The sequence below is a fragment of the Pseudomonas sp. 10(2024) genome, from assembly GCF_045164175.1.
Lineage (GTDB): Bacteria > Pseudomonadota > Gammaproteobacteria > Pseudomonadales > Pseudomonadaceae > Aquipseudomonas > Aquipseudomonas alloputida.
In genome coordinates, this window is sequence record NZ_CP174006.1 from 4,046,176 (window position 1) to 4,067,410 (window position 21,235).

General features: G+C 63.2%; 18 protein-coding genes. 8 read left to right on the forward strand and 10 right to left on the reverse strand.

Annotation, left to right across the window (positions count from 1 at the left end):
• Positions 1-39: 39 nt before the first annotated feature.
• Both ACI7M0_RS18380 and dacB read left to right on the forward strand, forming a co-directional pair.
• Positions 40-384, forward strand: coding sequence for a YggL family protein (locus ACI7M0_RS18380; RefSeq protein WP_003248695.1), 345 nt, complete (start codon positions 40-42; stop codon positions 382-384).
• Positions 385-584: 200 nt separating this feature from the next.
• Positions 585-2,039 (forward strand): D-alanyl-D-alanine carboxypeptidase/D-alanyl-D-alanine-endopeptidase, encoded by a 1,455-nt coding sequence (dacB, locus tag ACI7M0_RS18385; protein ID WP_129933387.1) that lies wholly within the window; start codon positions 585-587, stop codon positions 2,037-2,039.
• A gap of 130 nt (positions 2,040-2,169) precedes the next feature.
• Here dacB and ACI7M0_RS18390 read toward each other — a convergent pair whose 3' ends face one another.
• Positions 2,170-4,560 (reverse strand): diguanylate cyclase, encoded by a 2,391-nt coding sequence (locus ACI7M0_RS18390; RefSeq protein ID WP_104962221.1) that lies wholly within the window; start codon positions 4,558-4,560, stop codon positions 2,170-2,172.
• A gap of 94 nt (positions 4,561-4,654) precedes the next feature.
• Positions 4,655-6,847, reverse strand: a complete 2,193-nt coding sequence (rlmKL, locus tag ACI7M0_RS18395; protein WP_012053184.1) for a bifunctional 23S rRNA (guanine(2069)-N(7))-methyltransferase RlmK/23S rRNA (guanine(2445)-N(2))-methyltransferase RlmL — start codon at positions 6,845-6,847, stop codon at positions 4,655-4,657.
• A gap of 562 nt (positions 6,848-7,409) precedes the next feature.
• Here rlmKL and rmf point away from each other — a divergent pair.
• The gene (gene rmf, locus ACI7M0_RS18400; protein WP_003248687.1) at positions 7,410-7,625 is read left to right on the forward strand and encodes a ribosome modulation factor; all 216 of its coding nucleotides are present in this window, start codon (positions 7,410-7,412) and stop codon (positions 7,623-7,625) included.
• Between the two features lie 142 nt (positions 7,626-7,767).
• On the opposite strand, the gene ACI7M0_RS18405 is transcribed toward rmf, so the two are convergent.
• The gene (locus ACI7M0_RS18405; RefSeq protein ID WP_129933389.1) at positions 7,768-8,790 is read right to left on the reverse strand and encodes a quinone-dependent dihydroorotate dehydrogenase; all 1,023 of its coding nucleotides are present in this window, start codon (positions 8,788-8,790) and stop codon (positions 7,768-7,770) included.
• A gap of 137 nt (positions 8,791-8,927) precedes the next feature.
• Here ACI7M0_RS18405 and ACI7M0_RS18410 point away from each other — a divergent pair, with 137 nt between their 5' ends.
• The 5 genes from ACI7M0_RS18410 to cobA all read left to right on the forward strand — a co-directional run bounded on the left by ACI7M0_RS18410 (position 8,928) and on the right by cobA (position 14,573).
• Positions 8,928-10,142 carry a CmpA/NrtA family ABC transporter substrate-binding protein gene (locus tag ACI7M0_RS18410; RefSeq protein ID WP_104962223.1) on the forward strand — a complete coding sequence of 405 codons (1,215 nt, stop codon included), beginning with the start codon at positions 8,928-8,930 and terminating at the stop codon, positions 10,140-10,142.
• A gap of 11 nt (positions 10,143-10,153) precedes the next feature.
• A complete protein-coding gene (locus ACI7M0_RS18415) occupies positions 10,154-10,729 on the forward strand; it encodes an ANTAR domain-containing response regulator (RefSeq protein ID WP_003248677.1) in 576 nt (191 codons plus the stop codon).
• A 184-nt stretch (positions 10,730-10,913) separates the two neighbouring features.
• Complete coding sequence (locus ACI7M0_RS18420; RefSeq protein ID WP_012053187.1) at positions 10,914-12,125, forward strand: NarK/NasA family nitrate transporter; 1,212 nt, start codon at positions 10,914-10,916, stop codon at positions 12,123-12,125.
• A 9-nt stretch (positions 12,126-12,134) separates the two neighbouring features.
• Positions 12,135-13,805: a bifunctional protein-serine/threonine kinase/phosphatase gene (locus ACI7M0_RS18425; RefSeq protein ID WP_129933390.1), complete on the forward strand. Its 1,671-nt coding sequence runs from the start codon at positions 12,135-12,137 to the stop codon at positions 13,803-13,805.
• Between the two features lie 27 nt (positions 13,806-13,832).
• On the forward strand, positions 13,833-14,573 hold the full coding sequence (cobA, locus tag ACI7M0_RS18430; protein ID WP_003248669.1) for a uroporphyrinogen-III C-methyltransferase: 741 nt from the start codon (positions 13,833-13,835) through the stop codon (positions 14,571-14,573).
• Positions 14,574-14,659: 86 nt separating this feature from the next.
• Here the strand turns inward: cobA and ACI7M0_RS18435 are convergent, their stop codons facing one another.
• From ACI7M0_RS18435 to ACI7M0_RS18465, 7 genes are all read right to left on the reverse strand, one after another.
• Entirely contained in the window at positions 14,660-15,694 is a 1,035-nt protein-coding gene (locus tag ACI7M0_RS18435) for an OmpA family protein (protein WP_010953090.1), read from the reverse strand.
• 111 nt (positions 15,695-15,805) lie between these two features.
• A complete protein-coding gene (sigX, locus tag ACI7M0_RS18440) occupies positions 15,806-16,372 on the reverse strand; it encodes an RNA polymerase sigma factor SigX (protein WP_003248665.1) in 567 nt (188 codons plus the stop codon).
• 113 nt (positions 16,373-16,485) lie between these two features.
• On the reverse strand, positions 16,486-17,310 hold the full coding sequence (locus ACI7M0_RS18445) for a mechanosensitive ion channel family protein (RefSeq protein WP_003248659.1): 825 nt from the start codon (positions 17,308-17,310) through the stop codon (positions 16,486-16,488).
• Positions 17,311-17,312: 2 nt separating this feature from the next.
• Positions 17,313-17,585 carry a hypothetical protein gene (locus ACI7M0_RS18450; RefSeq protein ID WP_003248657.1) on the reverse strand — a complete coding sequence of 91 codons (273 nt, stop codon included), beginning with the start codon at positions 17,583-17,585 and terminating at the stop codon, positions 17,313-17,315.
• 87 nt (positions 17,586-17,672) lie between these two features.
• Positions 17,673-18,668 (reverse strand): zinc transporter ZntB, encoded by a 996-nt coding sequence (locus ACI7M0_RS18455; protein ID WP_003248655.1) that lies wholly within the window; start codon positions 18,666-18,668, stop codon positions 17,673-17,675.
• Between the two features lie 27 nt (positions 18,669-18,695).
• Positions 18,696-19,187 carry a ribonuclease E activity regulator RraA gene (rraA, locus tag ACI7M0_RS18460; protein WP_003248652.1) on the reverse strand — a complete coding sequence of 164 codons (492 nt, stop codon included), beginning with the start codon at positions 19,185-19,187 and terminating at the stop codon, positions 18,696-18,698.
• 959 nt (positions 19,188-20,146) lie between these two features.
• Complete coding sequence (locus tag ACI7M0_RS18465) at positions 20,147-21,139, reverse strand: alpha/beta fold hydrolase (protein WP_256658292.1); 993 nt, start codon at positions 21,137-21,139, stop codon at positions 20,147-20,149.
• Positions 21,140-21,235: the final 96 nt, after the last annotated feature.

The window sequence follows — 21,235 nt, forward strand, 5'->3', positions numbered from 1 at the left end:
GGTAGACTGCGCGGCGTTATTACCTAAGAGGATTGTTTCATGGCCACAAACCGCTCCCGTCGTCTGCGCAAGAAGCTGTGTGTCGACGAGTTTCAGGAATTGGGCTTCGAGCTGAACCTGGAATTCAAGGAAGATCTGGATGACCAGGCAATCGATGCTTTCCTCGACGCGTTCCTGGAAGAAGCCATGGACGCCAACGGCCTGGATTATGTAGGCGGTGACGATTTCGGCCTGGTGTGCTCGGTCAAACGCGGCTCGGTCAGCGAAGAACAGCGCGCTGCCGTTGAAGCCTGGCTCAAAGGCCGCAGCGAACTGACCAAGATCGAAGTCAGCCCGCTGCTGGATGCCTGGTACCCGGAAAAGCCTATCAACAAGGCTGAGTGATACTTGTCAGCTTCGGGCTGAAAGGTTGATTGCTGAAAAGGCCACCCCATTCGGGTGGCCTTTTTATTGGCGATGCTTTTCCGTCGAACGTGACGCATCGCGGCTGCGCTTGGGGCATAATGCGTACTGTTTACGTCGTGGGGCCATCATCTCTTACAGCCCCAAAGCCCTTTTCCCTCGCCGCAGGGTATTCACTCGCTATGATCAAAACGCTTCGTCCCCTCATACTTGCCGGCCTGCTGTTGCCACTTGCCTTGCCCAGCCACGCCGCCGTCAATACCACCCTGCCTGCCAAAGTGCAGCAGGCGCTCAAGGCCAACAAGCTGCAGGACACCGCACTGTCGCTGGTGATGCTGCCGCTGGACGGCCCCGGCACCCCGACCGTGTTCAATGCCGATGTGTCGGTGAACCCGGCGTCGACCATGAAACTGGTCACCACCTACGCCGCCCTCGAACTGCTTGGCCCGACCTTCCAGTGGAAAACCGAGTTCTACACCGACGGCACCCTGAGCAACGGCGTGCTTAACGGTAACCTCTACCTTAAAGGTGGCGGTGACCCCAAACTGAACATGGAAAAGCTGTGGCTGCTGATGCGTGACCTGCGCGCCAATGGCGTGCGCACCGTCACCGGTGACCTGGTGCTGGACCGCAGCCACTTCGTGCAACCCAACCTGCCGCAGTTCAACGACGACGGCGGTGATGAAAACAAGCCGTTCCTGGTCAAGCCCGACTCGCTGCTGGTCAACCTCAAGGCCCTGCGCTTCGTGGCGCGCAATGATGGTGGCAAGGTCACCGTTGCAGTCGAGCCGCCGATTGCCCGCATCCGCATCGACAACCAGGTCAAGCCGGTAGCCTCGAAGAAATGCACGGGTGATGTGCGCTACAACCCAGTGCCCCAGGCCGACGGCATCAGTGTAACGGTCAGCGGCCAACTGGGTGACGGCTGCAACTCGCAAACCTACCTGTCACTGCTCGACCATTCCACCTACGCCGCCGGTGCCGTGCGCGCAATCTGGAACGAACTGGGTGGCAACATCCAGGGTGGCGACCGCATCGAGAATGTGCCCAAGAGTGCTCGCCTGCTGGCCCGCGCCTTCTCGCCAGACCTGGTGGAAGTGATCCGCGACATCAACAAGTACAGCAACAACACCATGGCCCAGCAGCTGTTCCTGAGCCTTGGCGCGCAGTTCCGCACCGATGCCGATGGCGACGACGCCCGTGCTGCACAGCGCGTGGTACGCCAATGGCTGGCGAAAAAGGGCATCACCGCGCCGCATCTGGTGATGGAAAACGGCTCTGGCCTGTCGCGTGCCGAACGGGTCAGTACCCGGGAAATGGCCGAGATGCTGAAAGCCGCCTGGAAGAGCCCTTACGCTGCCGAGTTCATGAGCTCGATGCCGCTGGTGGGCATGGACGGCACAATGCGCAAGCGTCTCAAGCGCACTGCGATGACCGGCGAAGGGCACATCAAGACCGGCACACTGAACACTGTGCGGGCGATTGCCGGCTTCAGCCGCGACAGCAACGGCCATACCTGGGCGGTAGCGGCGATTCTCAACGACCCGAAACCGTGGGGTGCCTCGCAGGTGCTGGATCAGGTGTTGCTTGACCTGTATCGCCAGCCGAAGCTGGCTGGCAGTACAGCAGCTAATTGATTGGTTAGCCTGTATTGGCCTTTTCGCGGGTGAACCCGCTCCTACAGGGGTGAGCACGGCTTACCAAACCTGTGCAACCTGTAGGAGCGGTTTTCGCCGCGAAAGGCTCGGTACCGGCAACCGACAGCGCTTAGGCCGACTCCCCCTCCACCCGGTCCCGCCCGGCCTGTTTGGCCGCATACACGCCGGCGTCGGCGCGCAACAGCAAGGCATCGGCGCCTTCGCCCGACCGCCAGCCCGCCACACCGAAGCTTGCAGTCACCTGGCCCACGCCTTCCACCGGCACATTGCGCACCCCTTGCCATAACTCCAGTGCCAGCAGCCTGGCCTGATCGGCATCGCTGCCCGGGCAAAGTACCATGAACTCTTCCCCGCCCAAGCGGCAGAACACATCGGTACGCCGCAAACGCTGAGCGATGCGCTGGCACAGGCTACGTAGCACCCGGTCGCCCACGGCATGGCCGAAGCGGTCGTTGATGCGCTTGAAGTGATCGATGTCGAGCATGATCACCGCCAGCGGCAAGCCATCGCGCTGGGCCCTTTCCAGTTCGATCTTGAGCCGCTCCTGGAAATAGCGACGGTTATGGATACCGGTCAGCGAGTCGGTGACCGACAGCGCCCGCAACTCTTCCTCCACACCCTTCAGGTCGGAGATGTCAGTCAGGTAGCCATGCCACAGGGTGCAGCCCTGCTCGCCCACTTCCGGGGTCGCCTCGCCACGCACCCAGCGCAGTCCGGCCCGTGGCAGGCACACCCGATACTCCTCGCGCCAGGGTGACAAGTGTTCGGCCGAATAGCGCACCGAGCGGCGCACGCGTTCCAGGTCATCGGGGTGGATACGCTCGAACACCGCCGAGGCATCCTCACGCAACTGCATCAGGTCGATCTCATAAATGTCATACAGGCCCATGCTGGCGTATGGAAAACACGAATGGCCGTTGGCATCCAGGCGATATTGGTAGATGCCGCCCGGCACCTCGGCACTGAGCTTTTCCAGCAACCGGTCACGCGCTGCCAACGCCTCATGCACCCGGCGCCGCTCGGTCACGTCAATGCAGATGGCCAGGTAGCCAACCCACAACCCCTGTTCGTCGAGCATGGCAGTCACCAGCATGTTGGCGACCAGCTGGCTGCCATCGGCCCGTAGCAAGGTCCACTCGCCAGGCTCGGCCCCGTGCTCCTGCACCGTTTCAGCGAACATCGCCTGGCCGCCAGCAATGGCGCGGCCAAAACGCAAGCTCAAGGCCTGGGCACGCAGGTTCAGCTCCTCCGGCAGTACCAGGTCTTCAAGGCGCAAGCGGCCGATCGCTTCGCTGGCCGCGTAACCGAGCATGCGTTCGGCACCGGCGTTGAACGTGCTGACCACCCCCTTGAGGTTGGTGGCGATGATCGCCACCTGGGTCGCGGCATCCAGCACACTGCGCAGTTGGTTGTGGGTGCCACGCAACGACTGCTCGCTGACCTGCAACTCGGCAGTACGCTGAGCGACCAGGGCCAGGGCGCGCTGACGCTGGCTGAACAGGCTGTAGAACAGCACGCTGAGCAACAGGCTCAACAGTCCGCCCAACAAACCGACCGCCATCACCGCCGAGGAGCGGTTCGCCTGCGCGAACGCCTGGCTTGGCTGAATGCTCAGCTGGAAATGGTGATCGGCCAGGCGCAACAACTGATTGCTGGCAAGGGCCAAGGGCGCGACCGGATTTTGCGAGTCGAACATCACGACGGGGCCTTGTAACCCGGACGGGTCCGTGATGCGCACGACCAGGTTGTCATCAACCGCTACCGGTCGACCGTCGCTGACCAGCTCGCGCATGCTCAGCAACGCCATCACATAGCCCACTGCCGCACCGCGGGGGTCGGCATCGGAAAATACCGGCGCCACCATCAGCAGGCCGCGCTCTGCCGACTGGGTATCGAACAGGGCCAATGGCTCGGACACCGCCATGCTGCCCGGCGCCAGCGCCCGCGCCAGGGCCGCCTGGGGCTCGCTTTGACCAGCGAGGTCCAGGCCGTAAGGCAACCCGGGCCGCTCGCTCGATTGGGTATAGAGCACCGGGAAGTAATGGTCGCGCTGCGAAGCCGGGCGCCATTGGCCTTGCGCGTCCTGGTCACGGATCACATAACCTGGGCCGGTATGGGCACTGGCCAGGCGCTCGAATTCGGCGCGTTGCGCAGCCTCGACGCGCGGCGCCCAGGCATAGGCCAAGGTGCGTTGCAGCAGTGGTTGGGCATAGCCGTCGAATTCGCGCGGGGTGATCTCGCTGGAAAAACTGAAGAACCGCCGCAGCCCGTCCAGGCGCTGCTGCTGTTCGTCAAAGCGCTCGGCAATACGGCTGGCACGCTCGCTCGCCAGCAGCTCGAAGCGCTGGCGCAGCTGCTGTTTGTAGAAGGTGTGCGCGGCAAATGCCAAGGCAGCGGTCAACAAGCCGCCCGCCACCAGTGCAATCAGCGCCATCGTCCACGCGGACGCCCTCTCTGTGCACAAGCCAAGCAACCACGCACGCACGCCACACTTTGACATACACCCATCTCGTCACGTCAGCGTCCTGCGGATTATCTTGCCCTGCCCTCAGTTATAGCTATTGGCCATTAGCCGTGCAATGTACCTCGTCGCCTCAACGAAGCTGCAAACGCCAGGCGCGATGGATACGGTTGTTACGGGCGAAGTCCGGGTCCAGGGTCTGGGCGCTGATTTCTTCCACCACGTAACGCGCCATCAGGTGCTCGTCCAGCTGGAACTTGCGGAAGTTGTTGGAGAAATACAGCACGCCCCCCGGCGCCAGACGGGCCATGGCCAGGTCCAACAGCTGCACATGGTCACGCTGCACGTCGAATACGCCTTCCATACGCTTGGAGTTGGAGAAGGTTGGCGGGTCGATGAAGATCAGGTCGTAGCTGTCACGGTTGCCTTCCAGCCAGGCCATTACATCGCTCTGCTCCAGACGGTTGCGCTCGGAATAGCCATTGAGCGCCAGGTTACGCCGTGCCCAATCCAGGTAGGTTTTCGACAGGTCGACGCTGGTAGTGCTGCGCGCACCACCCTTGGCCGCATGCACAGTGGCCGTGGCGGTGTAGCAGAACAGGTTGAGGAAGCGCTTGCCGGCAGCCTCACGCTGGATGCGCATACGCATCGGGCGGTGGTCGAGGAACAGCCCGGTATCCAGGTAGTCGGTGAGGTTGACCAGCAGCTTGACGCCACCTTCGTTCACCTCCTGGAAGCGGCCCTCGGTAGCCTGACGTTCGTACTGGCGCGTGCCGCTTTGCCGCTCGCGACGCTTGAGCACTACACGCTGCGGCGAAATGCCCAGCGCCTGCGGGATGGCAGCCAGTGCGTCGAGCAGACGCGCCTGAGCCTTGTCCGGGTCGACCGAACGTGGCGCGGCGTATTCCTGCACGTGTACCCAGTCCTGGTACAGGTCGACCGCCAGGGCATATTCGGGCATGTCGGCATCGTACAGGCGGTAGCAGTCGATCTGCTCGCGACGGGCCCACTTGCCCAGTTGCTTGAGGTTCTTCTGCAGGCGGTTGGCAAACATCTGCGCCCCTTCCGACAGCCGCGCGGGCTCGCTGGCCTGCGGCACCTGCTGTCGGGCTTCGGTGCCTTCAGGCTGCGCTTCGCGGCGTTCACCGGTGACGAACTGGTCCGGCTGCACCTTGAACAGCAGCAGCTTGCACGGCAATGCGCCGTTCCAGAACGCGTACTGCTTGTGGCTACGAATGCCCATGCGCTTGCCCAGTTGCGGCGCACCGGTGAATACCGCTGCTTCCCAGCCCATGCAGGCCTGGCGCAGGCGCTCACCCAGATTCTGATAGAGGTACAGCAGGCTGGCTTCGTCACCCAGACGCTCACCGTAGGGCGGGTTGCTGATGACCAGGCCTTTCTGGTTCTGGTCCGGGCGTGGCTCGAAGGTGCTCACTTCGCCCTGGTAGATCTTCACCCAGTCGCCCAGGCCGGCACGCTCGACGTTGTTGCGGCCCGGCTGGATCAGCCGCGGGTCAGCCTCATAGCCACGGATCCACAGCGGTGGCTTGGCCAGGCCGGCCTGCGCGCGCGCCTGCGCTTCGTCATGCACCTTGCGCCACAGCGCCGGCACATGGCCGAGCCAGGCACTGAAGCCCCAGCGTTCGCGCTTGAGGTTGGGGGCGATATCGGCGGCGATCATCGCGGCCTCGACCAGGAAGGTACCCACACCGCACATCGGGTCGGCCAGTGCACCACCTTCGGCAGCAATACGCGGCCAGCCAGCACGGATCAGCACCGCTGCCGCCAGGTTTTCCTTCAGCGGCGCGGCGCCTTGCTGCAGGCGGTAGCCACGCTGGTGCAGGCTGTGCCCGGACAGGTCGAGGGACAGAATGGCCTCGCCGCGGTCCAGGCGCAGATGCACACGCACGTCAGGGTCGATCTTTTCCACGGACGGGCGCAGGCCTTCGCGGTTACGCAGCTTGTCGACGATCGCATCCTTGACCTTCAGCGCACCGAAGTGGGTATTGTCGATGCCAGAGCCATGGCCGCTGAACTCCACAGCCAGGGTACCGTCGGCTGCCAGGTGGTCGGCCCAGTCGACCGCGTGCACACCGTCGTAAAGGTCGTCGGCGTTCTTCATCGAGAAGCGCTTGAGCACCAGCAATACGCGGTTGGCCAGACGTGACCAGACACACAGGCGGTAAGCAGTTTCCATGTCGGCGGCGCCGCGAATGGCCGAGGTGTGCTCGCGCACCTCGTCAAGGCCGAGGCCCTTGGCCTCTTCGGCGAGCAGGCTTTCAAGGCCTTTGGGACAGGTGAGGTAAAGTTCGAAACGGTCCGACATGAGTATTCCAGCGCCTTGGGCTATTTGACTGACGGGGCGACGCATCGCCCCGCGATGTTTGCCCGTACACCTTTCCAGCAGGCGTGCGGGTGGCCTTCTGCGACACACAACGTGCTGCAGAAAAGCCGGGCCGCCTGACCGATCCGTGCCTGGCCCAGTGGCAAGGACAGCTTAGATCATCAGGCAGTACGCGTAATTCTGGCGATCTGCGGGCCAATGTGACCCTTCGTCGCATTTCAAATTATTTCTGTCATCCGCAAACAACGCTGGCGAAATGACGTCAAAGATCGGCAAACCCCGATCATTGCAGGGCTAAACACCAAACAAGGTTGAGTCGCATTTATTTACTTATCCCCTCACCCTTGGAAAGGTTACGTGCTTATGACAAATCGGTCATTCACACCGTGACTCGCATTCGATAGAACTGGTCTTAGGCCGCTTCGCAACGAGGCGGCACTTTCAGCTCGCCACGCCGGCAGCGAGCGCAAACCGGCAGAACGACTCTGCCCGGCCTCGGAGAGGCCGACGGGACATTACAGTCAACAAGTGAGGGCAACACCCTATGAGAAGACTTAAGCGTGATCCGTTGGAAAGAGCATATTCACGTGGCTACCAATACGGGGTCACCGGCAAATCCCGCGAACTTTGCCCCTTCAATCTTCCTTCTGTTCGCCAAGCCTGGATCAACGGCTGGCGTGAAGGTCGCGGTGATAACTGGGACGGAATGACTGGCACCGCTGGCATCCATAGACTCAACGAAAATCACGCCGTTGGCTGAACGAGGACACTGAATTCGATTTACCATGCACGCCCCATCCGGGCGGCGGGCGAAGGCCCAGGGGCCCCTTGAAGGGGCCCTTTTTTATGCCTTGGCAAACCCCATCAGCTGCACCCACCCGCCCCCTGCAGGGGCGGGCTGGTCACCGCGGCATTGCCGCGATAGCATCCACCGCTTCGCGAATCAGCGCCGGCCCTTTGTAGATGAAGCCCGAGTAGATCTGCACCAGGCTCGCCCCGGCCGCGATCTTCTCGGCAGCATGGCGGCCTTCGGTAATGCCCCCGGCGGCAATGATCGGCAACTTGCCGCCCAGCTCACCTGCCAGCACCTTGACGATATGGGTGCTCTTCTCCAGCACCGGTGCGCCCGACAGGCCGCCCGCCTCGCCACCGTACGGCAATGCTTCGACACCTTCACGGCCCAGCGTGGTGTTGGTGGCGATCACCGCATCCATGCCCGACTCCATCAGTGCGGCGGCCACCAGCGCCGTTTCTTCGTCGCTCATGTCCGGCGCGATCTTGATTGCCAGGGGCACGCGCTTGCCATGTGCACCGGCCAGTTGTTCGCGGCGCTCGGCCAGGGCGTCGAGCAACTGCTTGAGCGAGTCGCCGAACTGCAGGCTGCGCAGGCCCGGGGTATTGGGCGAGCTGACGTTGACCGTGATGTAGCTGGCGGCGGTGTAGACCTTGTCCAGGCAGATCAGGTAGTCATCGACGGCACGTTCGACCGGGGTATCGAAGTTCTTGCCGATGTTGATGCCCAGCACCCCCTTGTAGCGCGAGGCGCGTACGCGCTCGAGCAGGTGATCAACGCCCAGGTTGTTGAAGCCCATGCGGTTGATGATGGCCGTGGCTTCCGGCAGGCGGAACAACCGTGGCTTGGGGTTGCCAGCCTGCGGACGCGGGGTGACAGTGCCGATTTCGACAAAACCGAAGCCCAGCTGGGCGAAGCCGTCGATGGCCGCGCCGTTCTTGTCCAGGCCAGCTGCCAGCCCCACCGGGTTGGCGAAGTTCAAGCCCATGACCGAAACCGGCAATGACGCCGGTTGCTTGCACAGCATGCCGTTGAGGCCCAAACGGCCACCGGCGCCGATCAGGTCCAGGGACAGGTCGTGGGAAGTTTCCGGGGAAAGCTTGAACAGCAGCTGGCGGGCCAGGGTATACATGGGCGGGCAAGGCTCAGGGTGAGTGAGGGGGCGATTATAGCCAGCGCGGGGCTGACAGGACAGCAAATCGTGGAGCGCTTGGCACATCGGTTGCACCCGTTCAGCCCACAGCCTTATCAGTAAGGGCGAGGACTCTTGTGAACACTGTACCCCGAGCAACGCCCCTGGCCTGGGTCAACGGCAGCGACGCGCCGGAAAAAACCAGCCTGAACATCGGCTACATGGCCCTGACCGACTGCGCCTCGGTCGTGGTCGCCGCCACCCAGGGCTTCGCCCAGCAGCACGGCCTTACCCTCAACCTCCAGCGCCAGGGCTCGTGGGCCGGGCTGCGCGACAAGCTGGTCAGCGGCGAACTGGACGCCGCCCATTGCCTGTATGGCCTGGTCTACGCCGTGCACCTGGGCATTGGCGGTGTACCTGCCAGCGACATGGCCGTGCTCATGGGGCTGAACCAGAACGCCCAGGCTATCAACCTGTCCCCTGCCTTGCAGCGCAAGGGCGTGACCAACCCTGAGGCACTGGCGCGTCTGGTGCACCAGCATGGCGCACGCCTGACGTTCGCCCAGACCTTCCCCACCGGCACCCACGCCATGTGGCTGTATTACTGGCTGGCCAGCCAGGGCATTCACCCGCTGCGCGACGTCGACAGCGTAGTGGTGCCACCGGCGCAGATGGCTGCACACCTCCAGGCCGGGCGCATTGACGGCTTCTGCGTCGGCGAGCCCTGGGCCGCCGACGCCGTGAACAAAGGCCAAGGCTTCACCCTGGCCACCAGCCAGTCGATCTGGCCGGATCACCCGGAAAAGGTCCTGGCCTGCGCCCGCGTCTTTGCCGAGCAATACCCCAACAGCGCCCGTGCGCTGATCAAGGCGATCCTCACCGCCAGCCGGTTCATCGAGCAAAGCCCGGAAAACCGCCGCAGCACCGCGCAACTGCTCAGCGCAAGCGCCTACCTGGACACCCCACTGGACAGCATAGCCCCCCGCCTGCTCGGCCATTATGAGGATGGCCTGGGCAACCAGTGGCAAGACCCACACGCCCTGCGCCTGTTCGACCAAGGCCGGGCCAACCTGCCCTATCTGTCCGACGGCATGTGGTTCATGACCCAGTTCCGCCGCTGGGGCCTGCTGCGCGAAGATCCCGACTACCTCGGCGTGGCCCGGCAGGTCCAGCAACTGCAGTTGTACAGCGAGGCCGCACACAGCCTGGGCATCGCTTGCCCAGGCCAACCGATGCGCAGCAGCCTGCTGATCGATGGCTCCCGCTGGGACGGCAGCGACCCCTTCGGCTATGCCCGCAGTTTCAGCTTGCATGCCTTGGGCGAGTTGCCCGATGCCCGTGTCGGCGCGTGAGGGGGACGAACATGTTGCGCATCCTGCTGATCGACGACACCCAGAGCAAGCTCGGTCGCCTGAGGGCTGCGTTGAGTGAGGCCGGCTTCGAGATCATCGAAGCCCCAGACCTGACCATCGACCTGCCCGCCTGCGTCGAAACGGTGCGCCCCGACGTGGTGCTGATCGATACCGACTCGCCAGACCGCGATGTGATGGAGCAGGTAGTGCTGGTCAGCCGTGACCAGCCGCGGCCCATCGTGTTGTTCACCGACGAGCACGACCCCGGGATGATGCGTCAGGCGATCCAGGCAGGGGTCAGTGCCTATATCGTTGAAGGTATCCATGCTGCGCGGCTGCAGCCGATCCTGGACGTGGCCATGGCCCGCTTCGAAAGCGACCAGGCACTAAAGGCGCAGCTGCTGGCGCGCGACCAGCAATTGGCCGAACGCAAGCGCATCGAGCAGGCCAAAGGCTTGCTGATGAAAATGAAGGACTGCAACGAGGAGCAGGCCTACACCCTGATGCGTCGCCAGGCCATGAGCCGGCAGCAGAAGCTGATCCAGGTGGCCGAACAGATCATTGCCATGCATGAGATGCTCGGCTGATGTGCTGAAAAATCCGAGCAAGCCGCCCCGGAAGTTGGCCCATCTCTTGCTGAACAAATCTCACCGGTAGCCAACGGCGGTTACCCCACTTGAATCCCGACAAAGACGTCGCTCTCCCCTCCACACCCATGGAGCGGGTAGCGGCGTCTTTTTCGTTCCGTTGTACTACCGAGTGAGGTGTTCGATGAGTGCCAGCTTCTGGAAATCCGGGCATGTGCCCACGCTGTTCGCCGCGTTTCTGTACTTCGACCTCAGCTTCATGGTCTGGTACCTGCTGGGCCCGTTGGCGGTGCAGATTGCTGCCGACCTGCAACTGAGCGCACAACAACGGGGCCTGATGGTGGCCACGCCGATCCTGGCCGGGGCGATCCTGCGCTTCGCCATGGGCGTTCTGGTCGACCGCCTGTCGCCCAAGACGGCTGGCCTGATCGGCCAGGTGGTGGTCATCGTCGCCCTGGCCGCAGCCTGGTACCTTGGCGTACACAGCTATGAACAGGCCCTGCTGCTAGGCGTGTTCCTGGGCTTTGCCGGTGCGTCCTTCGCCGTCTCGCTGCCGCTGGCCTCGCAGTGGTACCCGCCACAGCACCAAGGCAAGGCCATGGGCATCGCTGGCGCCGGCAACTCCGGCACGGTGTTCGCGGCCTTGCTGGCACCGGCACTGGCAGCGGGCTTTGGCTGGAACAATGTGTTCGGCTTTGCGCTGATCCCGCTGTCACTGGCGCTGGTGGTGTTCGCCCTGTTGGCGCGCAATGCCCCGCAACGGCCCAAGCCGAAAGCCATGGCTGACTACCTCAAGGCACTGGGCGACCGTGACAGCTGGTGGTTCATGTTTTTCTACAGCGTGACCTTCGGCGGCTTCATCGGCCTGGCCAGCGCCCTGCCCGGCTACTTCAGCGACCAATACGGCCTGAGCCCGGTCACCGCCGGCTACTACACCGCCGCTTGTGTGTTCGCCGGCAGCCTGATGCGCCCGCTCGGCGGCGCCCTGGCTGACCGTTTTGGCGGCATCCGCACCCTGCTGGGCATGTACGGCGTGGCCGCCATCTGCATTGCCGCAGTCGGTTTCAACCTGCCCTCTGCCGCGGCCGCACTGGCGCTGTTCGTCAGCGCCATGCTCGGCCTGGGGGCGGGCAATGGCGCGGTATTCCAACTGGTACCGCAACGCTTCCGCCAAGAGATCGGGGTAATGACCGGCCTGATCGGCATGGCCGGGGGCATCGGCGGCTTCCTGCTGGCGGCCGGGCTTGGCACCATCAAGCAGCACACTGGCGATTACCAACTGGGGCTGTGGCTGTTCGCCAGCCTGGGCCTGCTGGCCTGGTTCGGCCTGCACGGTGTGAAACAGCGCTGGCGCACCACCTGGGGCTCGGCTGCAGTCACCGCAGCACGGGTCTGAGGCACGCCGATGAGCCTGCAACTGAGCTTTGCCCAGGCCAGCGCCACCGGGCCGCGCGCGGAAAACCAGGACGCCCTGCGCCTGGTGACGCCGGCACCAGAACTGGCCGCCAGCAAAGGCTACCTGTTCGCCCTGGCCGACGGCGTCAGCCAATGTGCCGACGGCGGCCTGGCGGCGCGCGCCAGCCTGCAGGCACTGGCCCTGGATTACTACGCCACGCCAGCCACCTGGAGCGTGGCCCAGGCCCTCGACCGCCTGCTGCTGGCGCAGAACCGCTGGTTGCGCGCCCAGGGCAGCGGCCAGCCGTTGCTGACCACGCTTAGCGCGCTGGTGTTGCGCGGCAGGCGCTTTACCCTGGCCCATGTCGGCGACTGCCGGGTGTACCGCTGGCACGAGGGGCACCTGCAATGCCTGAGCGAAGACCATGTATGGGACCAACCGGGCATGCAGCATGTACTGAAACGGGCGCTGGGCCTGGACCAGCACCTGCTGGTGGATTACCTGGAAGGCGAGCTGCAACCGGGCGAATGTTTTCTGCTGCTCAGCGACGGGGTCTGGGCCAGCCTGGGCGAACAGCACATCCAGGCCGTGCTGCGCGAGCAAACTGACCTGCAACTGGCCGCCGACACTCTGGTGGCCAGTGCCCACCTCAACGGCAGCAAGGACAACGCCAGCGCCTTGCTGGTGCAAGTCGAGCAACTGGGCACGGCCAACCTGGGCGATACCCTGGCGCAACTGCAACAATGGCCCGTGCCCGGCGCGCTGCGCGAAGGCCAGGTGATCGACGGCTGGCAGGTCGAAACACTGCACGCGCACAGCCGCCAGTCCTTGCTGTACAAAGTACGCGATAGCCAGAACCAGCCTTGGCTGCTCAAGACCCTCCCCACTGCACGCGAACAGGAGCCGGGGGCGGCCCAAGGGCTGTTGCTGGAAGAGTGGTTTCTGCGCCGCATCGCCGGCCGGCACTTCCCCGAGCTACACGCCGCCAGTCAGCGCCAGCACCTGTACTACGTGATGCGCGAATATCCCGGCCAGAACCTGGCGGCGTTGCTGGCCGAACAGGGCCCGCTGCCCCTGCCGCAATGGCTGGAAGTCGCACGGCAACTGCTGCAGGCAGTCGGTGTGCTGCATCGGCGCAACTTGCTGCACCGCGATATCAAGCCAGACAACCTGCACCTGGGCCGTGATGGCCAGCTGCGCCTGCTGGACTTCGGCCTGGCTTATTGCCCGGGCCTGTCCGAAGACCCGCTGCACGAGCTGCCCGGCACGCCCTCGTATATCGCCCCGGAAGCATTCGATGGCCACCCGCCCAGCCCGCGTCAGGACTTGTATGCAGTGGGCGTGACCCTGTACCACCTGCTGACCGGACACTACCCGTACGGCGAGGTAGAGGCCTTCCAGCGCCCGCGCTTCGGCCAGCCGGTCAACGCCGCGCGCTACCGACCCGACCTGCCGGAATGGCTGCAGCACAACCTGCTGCAGGCCGTGGCGAGCGACCCGGCGCAGCGCTTCGAAACCGCCGAACACTGGTTGCTGCTACTCGAGCGCGGCGACCGCCAGGAACTGCCCAGCCGACCCCGGCCGCTGCTCGAGCGCGAGCCGCTGAAGGTGTGGCGCACCCTGGCCCTGTTGTCGTTGCTGATCAATCTGATACTGCTGTTCACCCTGCTCAAGGGCTGAACGCACCTTGCCGATGAGGAAACGTTGATGAATGCAAAAGTATGGCTGGTCGGTGCCGGCCCTGGTGACCCTGAACTGCTCACCCTCAAGGCAGTGCGTGCGTTGCAGCAAGCCGCCGTGGTAATGGTCGACGATCTCGTCAACCCGGCAGTGCTCGAGCATTGCCCGCAGGCCCGGGTAATGACCGTGGGCAAGCGCGGCGGCTGCCGCTCTACACCGCAAGCGTTCATTCAGCGCCTGATGCTGCGCCACGCGCGACAGGGCCGTTGCGTGGTGCGGCTCAAGGGCGGCGACCCTTGCATCTTCGGCCGTGGCGGTGAGGAGGCACTGTGGCTGCAGGGCCATGGCATCGAAGTGGAGGTGATCAATGGCATCACCGCCGGCCTGGCCGGGGCCACCCAATGCGGGATTCCCCTGACTTCACGGGGCGTGAGCCGAGGGGTGACGCTGGTGACGGCGCACACCCAGGACGATAGCGAGCTGAACTGGGCGGCCTTGGCTCAGGGCGGGACAACGCTGGTGGTCTACATGGGGGTGGCGCGGCTGGAACAGGTGCGCCAGGGATTGCTGGCGGGGGGTATGGCGCCGGGAATGCCGGTGGCGATGATCGAAAACGCCTCGCTGCCGCAGCAGCGGGAGTGCAGAAGCGATGTGCAGGGAATGGTGGAAGCTGCGCGGGCGTTTGGCTTGCGTAGCCCGGCAATCCTGGTGATTGGAGAGGTGGTGGGAGAGCAACAGGCTGTGGGGCGGATCGCAATCGCAGGCTAACAGCAGGAACAGCCTTCGAGGCCGGTTAAACCCCAGGCAAAGAAAAACCCGGCCGAGGCCGGGTTTTTCATGAAGCTTCAAACCAATTACTTGGCCTGGGCTTCTACCTGAGCTTCAACGCGACGGTTGACAGCACGGCCTTCTTCGGTGGCGTTGTCAGCAACCGGACGGGTTTCGCCGTAGCCAACCGAGTCAACACGGCTGGATTCTACGCCGTACTGCTGGGTCAGCACTTGCTTGACAGCGTTGGCACGACGCTCGGACAGCTTCTGGTTGTAAGCGTCTGGACCCACGGAGTCAGTGTGACCTTCAACCACGGTGGTGGTTTGTGGGTACTGCTTCATGAAGTCAGCCAGGTTTTTGATGTCGCCGTAGCTGTTAGGCTTGACGACCGACTTGTCGAAGTCGAACTTGACGTCCAGCTCAACGCGAACGACTTCGGCAACAGCCGGGCAGCCGTCGGCGTCAACGGTAACGTTGGCCGGGGTGTCTGGGCACTTGTCGACGTTGTCGCACACGCCGTCGTTGTCGGAGTCGGAGCAGACTTCAGCAACTGGAGCAGGAGCAGCTTCAGCTTGCTTCGGGCTACCGCCGAAGTTCAGGCCAACACCAACGCTCGGGGCCCACTCGGTGTCGCCCTGGTCGATGTTGTACTGAGCTTCTACGCCGGCACGGGCGTAGAACATGTCGGTGATGTACCACTTGGCGCCAGCGCCAACGTTGGCGAAGGTGGAGTGGTCACGACCGCCACGGCCGGTCTGGCCCAGCGACTGGTGCGAGAAACCAGCGGAAACGTATGGACGGATAGCGTCGTACGGGTTGTTGAAGTGGTAAACGGCGTCCAGGGCAGTGTTCGAGCCCTTGATGTTCTTGCCGTCTTCGCCACGAGCGTTGTGTACTTCGTCGTAGCCCAGACGCAGCTCAACGTCGTCGGTCAGGAAGTAACCGATCGAGCCGCCGAACAGGTTGCCGTCGTTCTTGAAGTCGCGCTGGCTGTCGAAGAATTCTTTCTTGTAGAAGATTTCAGTCTCGACGGCGCCTTGACCTTGTGCCATAGCGCCAATCGAAGTGGCGGCTACAAGCGAACCAATGGCCAAGCCCAAGGTGTTTTTCAATTTCATCCGTTAAATCCCCATCTGGTGATAGTTAAGCAGTCCCACCACAAACAAGAGGGACAACTCGACGGCGAGTCTAGCAGAACTCGCCGGTTCGTTAGAGATATTTGCACGCCACTAAGTTTCATCAAGGCCGGCAAATTTCTCCCGAAGCTTGTCTAGCGCGCGCTTGTAACGCATTTTCGTCGCGCTCAAGCCCATGTGCATGATGTCGGCAATTTCCTGGAACTCCAGCTCTGCGACAAAACGCAGCACCAGAATTTCCCGGTCAATCGGGTTCACATGCACCAGCCACTTGTCCAGCCCGCCTTTTTCTTCCGGCTTTGGAGCCTTGTCTTCGGACGCCTCTTCAACAGGGTCCAGACTCAAGGCATCCATCAACCGACGTTTGCGGCGCTCCTTGCGGTACTGGGTAATGCACTCGTTGTAGGTGATGCTGTAGAGCCAGGTCTTGAACTTCGACTTACCCTCGAAGTTTTTCAGCCCGTACAGCACTTTCAGCATCACTTCCTGACAGACATCGTCCGCGTCACGGTCGTTCCCCAGATAACGCGCACAGACGTTGAACAGGGTCCGTTGGTAGCGCCGCATGAGCTCTTCATAGGCGCGGGTAACGTGGTACAGCTCCTCATGCGAACGCGCCACCAACTCTTCGTCTGTGAGCTCGCGGGGGTCATAGCGCATGGGCGGCGAATGAACTTTATTCAAAACGGATCTGGCCGACAGTCAGGTCAATGTCGCCGCGCGACCCCGTGGGTCGAATTTCGCGGCGGCATACATTAACAGCTTTTGTGCGGTTAGCGGCTATTGACGCGCTGTTCAAGCAGCTCGCGGTTAGACAGCGACACCAGTTCGCCATCATCGGTCAGCAGCGTCGTCTTCACCGTACCGATCTCCTCGATATGCCCTTCGACCTCTCCAATCCGCACCTGCTGGCCGACTTGGTACAGCTCGCGCACGTAGATGCCGGCCAGGATCTGCCCGGCAATTTCGCGACTGCCAAGGCCCATGGCCAAGGCAACGGCCAGACCAACGGTAATCAGCCCGATAACGATGACGTGGTTCAGCAGGTCGGTTTTCACTTCAAGCTGGCTGATGGCCACCGAGATGCTGATGATGATCACAAGGCCTTGGGTGATACGCCCCAGACCCGCCGAGTATTCCAGGCCGATACCTTCGGCAGCGCCACGCACCAGGCCGTTGGCCACCTGCGCCAGCAGTACGCCGGCCAGCAGCACCAGGGCCGCGCCGAACACCTTGGGCAAGTACAGGGCGAGCATGTCGAGGGTTGCCGAAACCCGCTCAAGGCCCAGCGATTCGGCAGCCGAGACCAGGAAGATGAGCAGCACGAACCAATAGACGATCTTGCCGATCAGGGTCGAGATCGGCACCTGGATACCGCCGCGACCGAGCATTTTGGTGAGGCCGGTGCCGGCCATCAGGCGGTCCAGGCCAAATTTGGCCAACAGTTTGGACAGCAGCGTGTCGAGCAGCTTGGCCACCACGAAACCGAGCAGCACCACGACCAGCGCGCCGAACAGGTTGGGGATGAAGTTCGCTACCTTGGTCCAAAGGGCTGTCATCGCGGTGACCAGGCTCTGGGTCCAGAGATCGAGTTCCATATTCAATCGGCCTTATCTGCTTTGCTGCCGGGGGCAGCGTTGCGGGAAGAGTGTCGACGCACCGGCGCAACATGCGCCGAGCCATTGTTCACGGCAATCAGCAGCGCCTGGCTCCAGCGGCCAAGCAGGCTGAACAGATCACCCGCGCCAACCTGGCGGTTGGCGGTTTTCAGCACGCGACCCAGGCAAGCGGCGTCGTCCCGGTCGTCCCGGTCATTGCCGGAGGGTGACGCCTTGAGCAGGTCGCGCAGGGATTCTTCAAACGGATCGTGCATGGGCACCTCGCGCAGTGTCAGCAAGAGACGAGATGGCCGGGCGACGGGTCACACATCCTGTTGGCACGAAGGTTTCAAATTGCACAGCTATACCCACCGCAACCGCCGGAACAGCCACCACTGCCCCACGGCCAACCCCAGCACGACGATGCAGGCGAACAGGAAGCCCAAAGGGTTTTCCGCCCCGGGGATGCCGCCGACATTGATGCCCAGTAGCCCGGTGACAAAGCTCATGGGCAGGAAGATGCAGGTGATGATGCCAAAGCGGTACATGGTGCGGTTCATCCGCTCGCTACGCCGCCGGTCCTCGCTTTCCAGCACCAGCGCAGCGCGTTCGCGGGCCAGTTCCAGCTCTTCGAGGTAGCGGATCAGGCTGTTGTTGAGTTCATTCCAGTAATCGGCGTCGGCATTGGCGAACCAGCTCCATTTGCTGCGCGACAACTGCGCGTAGATTTCCCGTTGCGGGGCGAGAAAGCGGCGCAGGCCAGCGGCACGGCGGCGGATCTGCTGCAGGCTGCCCTGCTCCGGGGCATACCGCTCGTCGGATTCGACCTTTTCTTCCTCCAGGTCGACGAGCTCGGCCAGGTCGCTGACCAGGCCCTGGACCTTTTCGGTCAGCAACTCGCCCATCAACAGCAACAGTTCCGAGGCCGATTTCGGCCCCCTGCCCTGTTCCAGCAGCTGGAGAATTTCATCGCTGGCGCGCAACGGCCGCAGGCGCAGCGAAATAACCCGCTGCGCCTCGGCGAAGATGCGTACCGAAACCATGTCTTCGGGCTCGGCACCCGGGTTGAGGTTGACCCCCCGCAGGAACAGCAACAGCTGTTCGTCCGCCATGGGCAGCAGGCGCGGCCGGGTGTTTTCTTCCAGCAGCAGCTCGCAGGCGAACTCGCTCAGGCCGCTGTCGTGCAGCAGCCAGGAACGGGTTTGCGGATGGCTGCGATCCCAGTGCAGCCACAGGCTCTGCTCCGGTTGCAACTGCAGGTCGTCCAGTTCGGTACGGGCAATCGAGCGCGCGCCACCTTTGCCATCGAGCACCAGGGCATGCACCAGCCCCCACTGCGCGTTGTCTTCCTCGAACATCAAAGCTCCATCAGCGCGTGCGGCGCATTACTCCGGCATTTTCAGCGGGCTCGGCGAGACCAGCACGCCATTGTTGTCGGCATACACATACTCACCCGGGCGGAAGGTTACCCCGGCGAAGGTCACCACCACGTTGAGATCGCCAATACCCCGCTTGTCGGTCTTCATCGGGTGGCTGGCCAGGGCCTGCACGCCAACGTCGGTCTGGATCAGCACGTCGACATCACGCACACAGCCGTAGATCACCAAGCCTTCCCAACCGTTTTTTGCGGCTTTTTCGGCGAGCATGTCGCCCAGCAGCGCACGGCGCAGCGACCCCCCGCCATCGACCACCAGCACTTTGCCCTTGCCGTCGAGTTCGACCTGCTCCTTGACCAGCGAATTGTCCTCGAAACACTTGATGGTAACGATCTGGCCACCGAACGAATCGCGGCCACCGAAATTGCTGAACATCGGTTCCAGCACTTGTACCAGGTCCGGGTAGGCGTCACACAGGTCGGGCGTTACGTAATGCTGCATGGGAAGCTCCTGTCAGTCACAACGAAAGCGGGTATCGGCCAAGGCTACACCTTGGAGGCTGTCGTAGTCATCCGGGACCGGGCAGTCATTTGTATTCATCCTGTCTCGGCCCTTCCACGCGTGACCCGTTCCTGCACAGGAACGCGCCGTTATCCAGGTGTAGGAGCGGGTTTACCCGCGAATACGGTGGCGGCGTCAAACGGTGAACGGCCGGTGGAGATTGGCCAGCAGGGCCGGCCTCTTCGCGGGTAAACCCGCTCCTACACGACGGCCTGTGTCCAACCCCCGATGTGTGTCCACCACCAATCCGGTGTAGGAGCGGGTTTACCCGCGAATACGGTGGCGGCGTCAAAGGTGAACGGCCGGTGGAGATTGGCCAGCAGGCCCGGCCCTTTCGCGGGTAAACCCGCTCCTACACGACGGCCTGTGCCCCCCCCGATGTGCGTCCACCACCAATCCGGTGTAGGAGCGGGTTTACCCGCGAATACGGTGGTGGCGGCAACGGTGAACGGCCGGTGGAAATTGGCCAGCAGGCCCGGCCCTTTCGCGGGTAAACCCGCCCCTACGACGGCCTGTGTCCAACCCCCGATGTGCGTCCACCACCAATCCGGTGTAGGAGCGGGTTCACCCGCGAATACGGTGGTGGCGGCAACGGTGAGCGGCCGGTGGAAATTGGCCAGAAGGCCCGACCTTTTCGCGGGTAAACCCGCCCCTACGACGGCCTGTGTCCAACCCCCGATGTGGGTCCACCACCAATCCGGTGTAGGAGCGGGTTTACCCGCGAATACGGTGGTGGCGGCAACGGTGAGCGGCCGGTGGAAATTGGCCAGCAGGCCCGGCCCTTTCGCGGGTAAACCCGCCCCTACGACGGCCTGTGTCCAACCCCCGATGTGCGTCCACCACCAATCCGGTGTAGGAGCGGGTTTACCCGCGAAGCGGCCATGACAGGTACAGCAAACTCAGCTGGCAGGCACAGGTTCCGCAACGACAGTGGACGCATGCACCGGCAGCAGCGGGTTGCGCAGCCAGCGCTCCACCAGCGGCCACACCTGCACCTGCGCGGCCTTGCTCACCAGCATGTCGACATGCCCAAAGGCCTCGAAACCTTCTTCACGCCCCAGCCGCAGGAACTGTTTGCGCTCGCCGCCCAACTGCTCGAACAGCTTGCGACAGGCCCACACCGGGTCCTGGAAGTCCCCGGCACCGGCCACCGCCAGCAGCGGTACATCCACTTCAGCCAGCCCTGCCCACCAATCGTGCTTCTTGTCGCCAAAGCGCCCGAACAGGCCGTGCCAGCGCATGCTCTCCAGGGCGAGGCCTATCGGCTCGTCTTCAGGCCCACGCTTGAAACGTGGACCGGATATCTGCCCCCAACGCTTGAGCACCAGCTTCGCGCCCCAAGCCAGCGGCGGCACTTTCAACGGCCAATAGACACGGCTGATCTGGGTACCGAACAGCGCCACGCTGGCCAACTGCTCGGCAGCCAGAAAACCACCGCCCAGCGCAGCTACCAGGGTGGTGCCACCCAGGGAATGGCCAACCCAGTGCGGCGCCTGGCCCGATTGCTCGCGCACGAATGCGTTGATCAACGGCAGGTCATCACGGGCGTAGGCGGCAACGCTGTTGTGTTTCCAGTCATGGTTACGCGGCGACAGGCCGTGGCCTCGCATTTCCGGGATCCAGACATCGAAACCGGCGCGCGCAAGGTAGGCACCCAGGCCAACCCCTTTGGGCGAATACCAGAAGCGCCGATTGGAAAAACTGCCGTGCAGGAGAATGACCGGCACGCCTTGGGCCTGAACCTGGTCGGCCAGCCCCAGACGGGTGATGGCGAGCTCGACGCTGGGGTCCGGGCCATTACCGGCCTTGATCCGATACACGTCTTCGCTGAGATCGCCGCGGCGCTCGGCACTGAGCAGGGCCACGGGGAATAAAGTGCTGCTGCTTTGCATAAGGTTGCTTGGTGCACAAAAAAGGGCGGGGTCCATTGCTGGAGCTCGCCCTGGAAAAAACCAGGCAAGAGGGCGCCAGACGCCCCCCCGCGTTTA

Coding starts and splice junctions, on each gene's coding strand:
- ACI7M0_RS18450 (WP_003248657.1), bottom strand. CDS start 17,585: ATGCACGATCCGTTTGAAGAATCCCTGCGCGACCTGCTCAAGGCGTCA.
- ACI7M0_RS18380 (WP_003248695.1), top strand. CDS start 40: ATGGCCACAAACCGCTCCCGTCGTCTGCGCAAGAAGCTGTGTGTCGAC.
- ACI7M0_RS18415 (WP_003248677.1), top strand. CDS start 10,154: ATGTTGCGCATCCTGCTGATCGACGACACCCAGAGCAAGCTCGGTCGC.
- ACI7M0_RS18455 (WP_003248655.1), bottom strand. CDS start 18,668: ATGTTCGAGGAAGACAACGCGCAGTGGGGGCTGGTGCATGCCCTGGTG.
- ACI7M0_RS18465 (WP_256658292.1), bottom strand. CDS start 21,139: ATGCAAAGCAGCAGCACTTTATTCCCCGTGGCCCTGCTCAGTGCCGAG.
- ACI7M0_RS18420 (WP_012053187.1), top strand. CDS start 10,914: ATGAGTGCCAGCTTCTGGAAATCCGGGCATGTGCCCACGCTGTTCGCC.
- dacB (WP_129933387.1), top strand. CDS start 585: ATGATCAAAACGCTTCGTCCCCTCATACTTGCCGGCCTGCTGTTGCCA.
- ACI7M0_RS18425 (WP_129933390.1), top strand. CDS start 12,135: ATGAGCCTGCAACTGAGCTTTGCCCAGGCCAGCGCCACCGGGCCGCGC.
- rlmKL (WP_012053184.1), bottom strand. CDS start 6,847: ATGTCGGACCGTTTCGAACTTTACCTCACCTGTCCCAAAGGCCTTGAA.
- rmf (WP_003248687.1), top strand. CDS start 7,410: ATGAGAAGACTTAAGCGTGATCCGTTGGAAAGAGCATATTCACGTGGC.
- ACI7M0_RS18405 (WP_129933389.1), bottom strand. CDS start 8,790: ATGTATACCCTGGCCCGCCAGCTGCTGTTCAAGCTTTCCCCGGAAACT.
- ACI7M0_RS18390 (WP_104962221.1), bottom strand. CDS start 4,560: ATGTCAAAGTGTGGCGTGCGTGCGTGGTTGCTTGGCTTGTGCACAGAG.
- ACI7M0_RS18445 (WP_003248659.1), bottom strand. CDS start 17,310: ATGGAACTCGATCTCTGGACCCAGAGCCTGGTCACCGCGATGACAGCC.
- cobA (WP_003248669.1), top strand. CDS start 13,833: ATGAATGCAAAAGTATGGCTGGTCGGTGCCGGCCCTGGTGACCCTGAA.
- sigX (WP_003248665.1), bottom strand. CDS start 16,372: ATGCGCTATGACCCCCGCGAGCTCACAGACGAAGAGTTGGTGGCGCGT.
- ACI7M0_RS18435 (WP_010953090.1), bottom strand. CDS start 15,694: ATGAAATTGAAAAACACCTTGGGCTTGGCCATTGGTTCGCTTGTAGCC.
- rraA (WP_003248652.1), bottom strand. CDS start 19,187: ATGCAGCATTACGTAACGCCCGACCTGTGTGACGCCTACCCGGACCTG.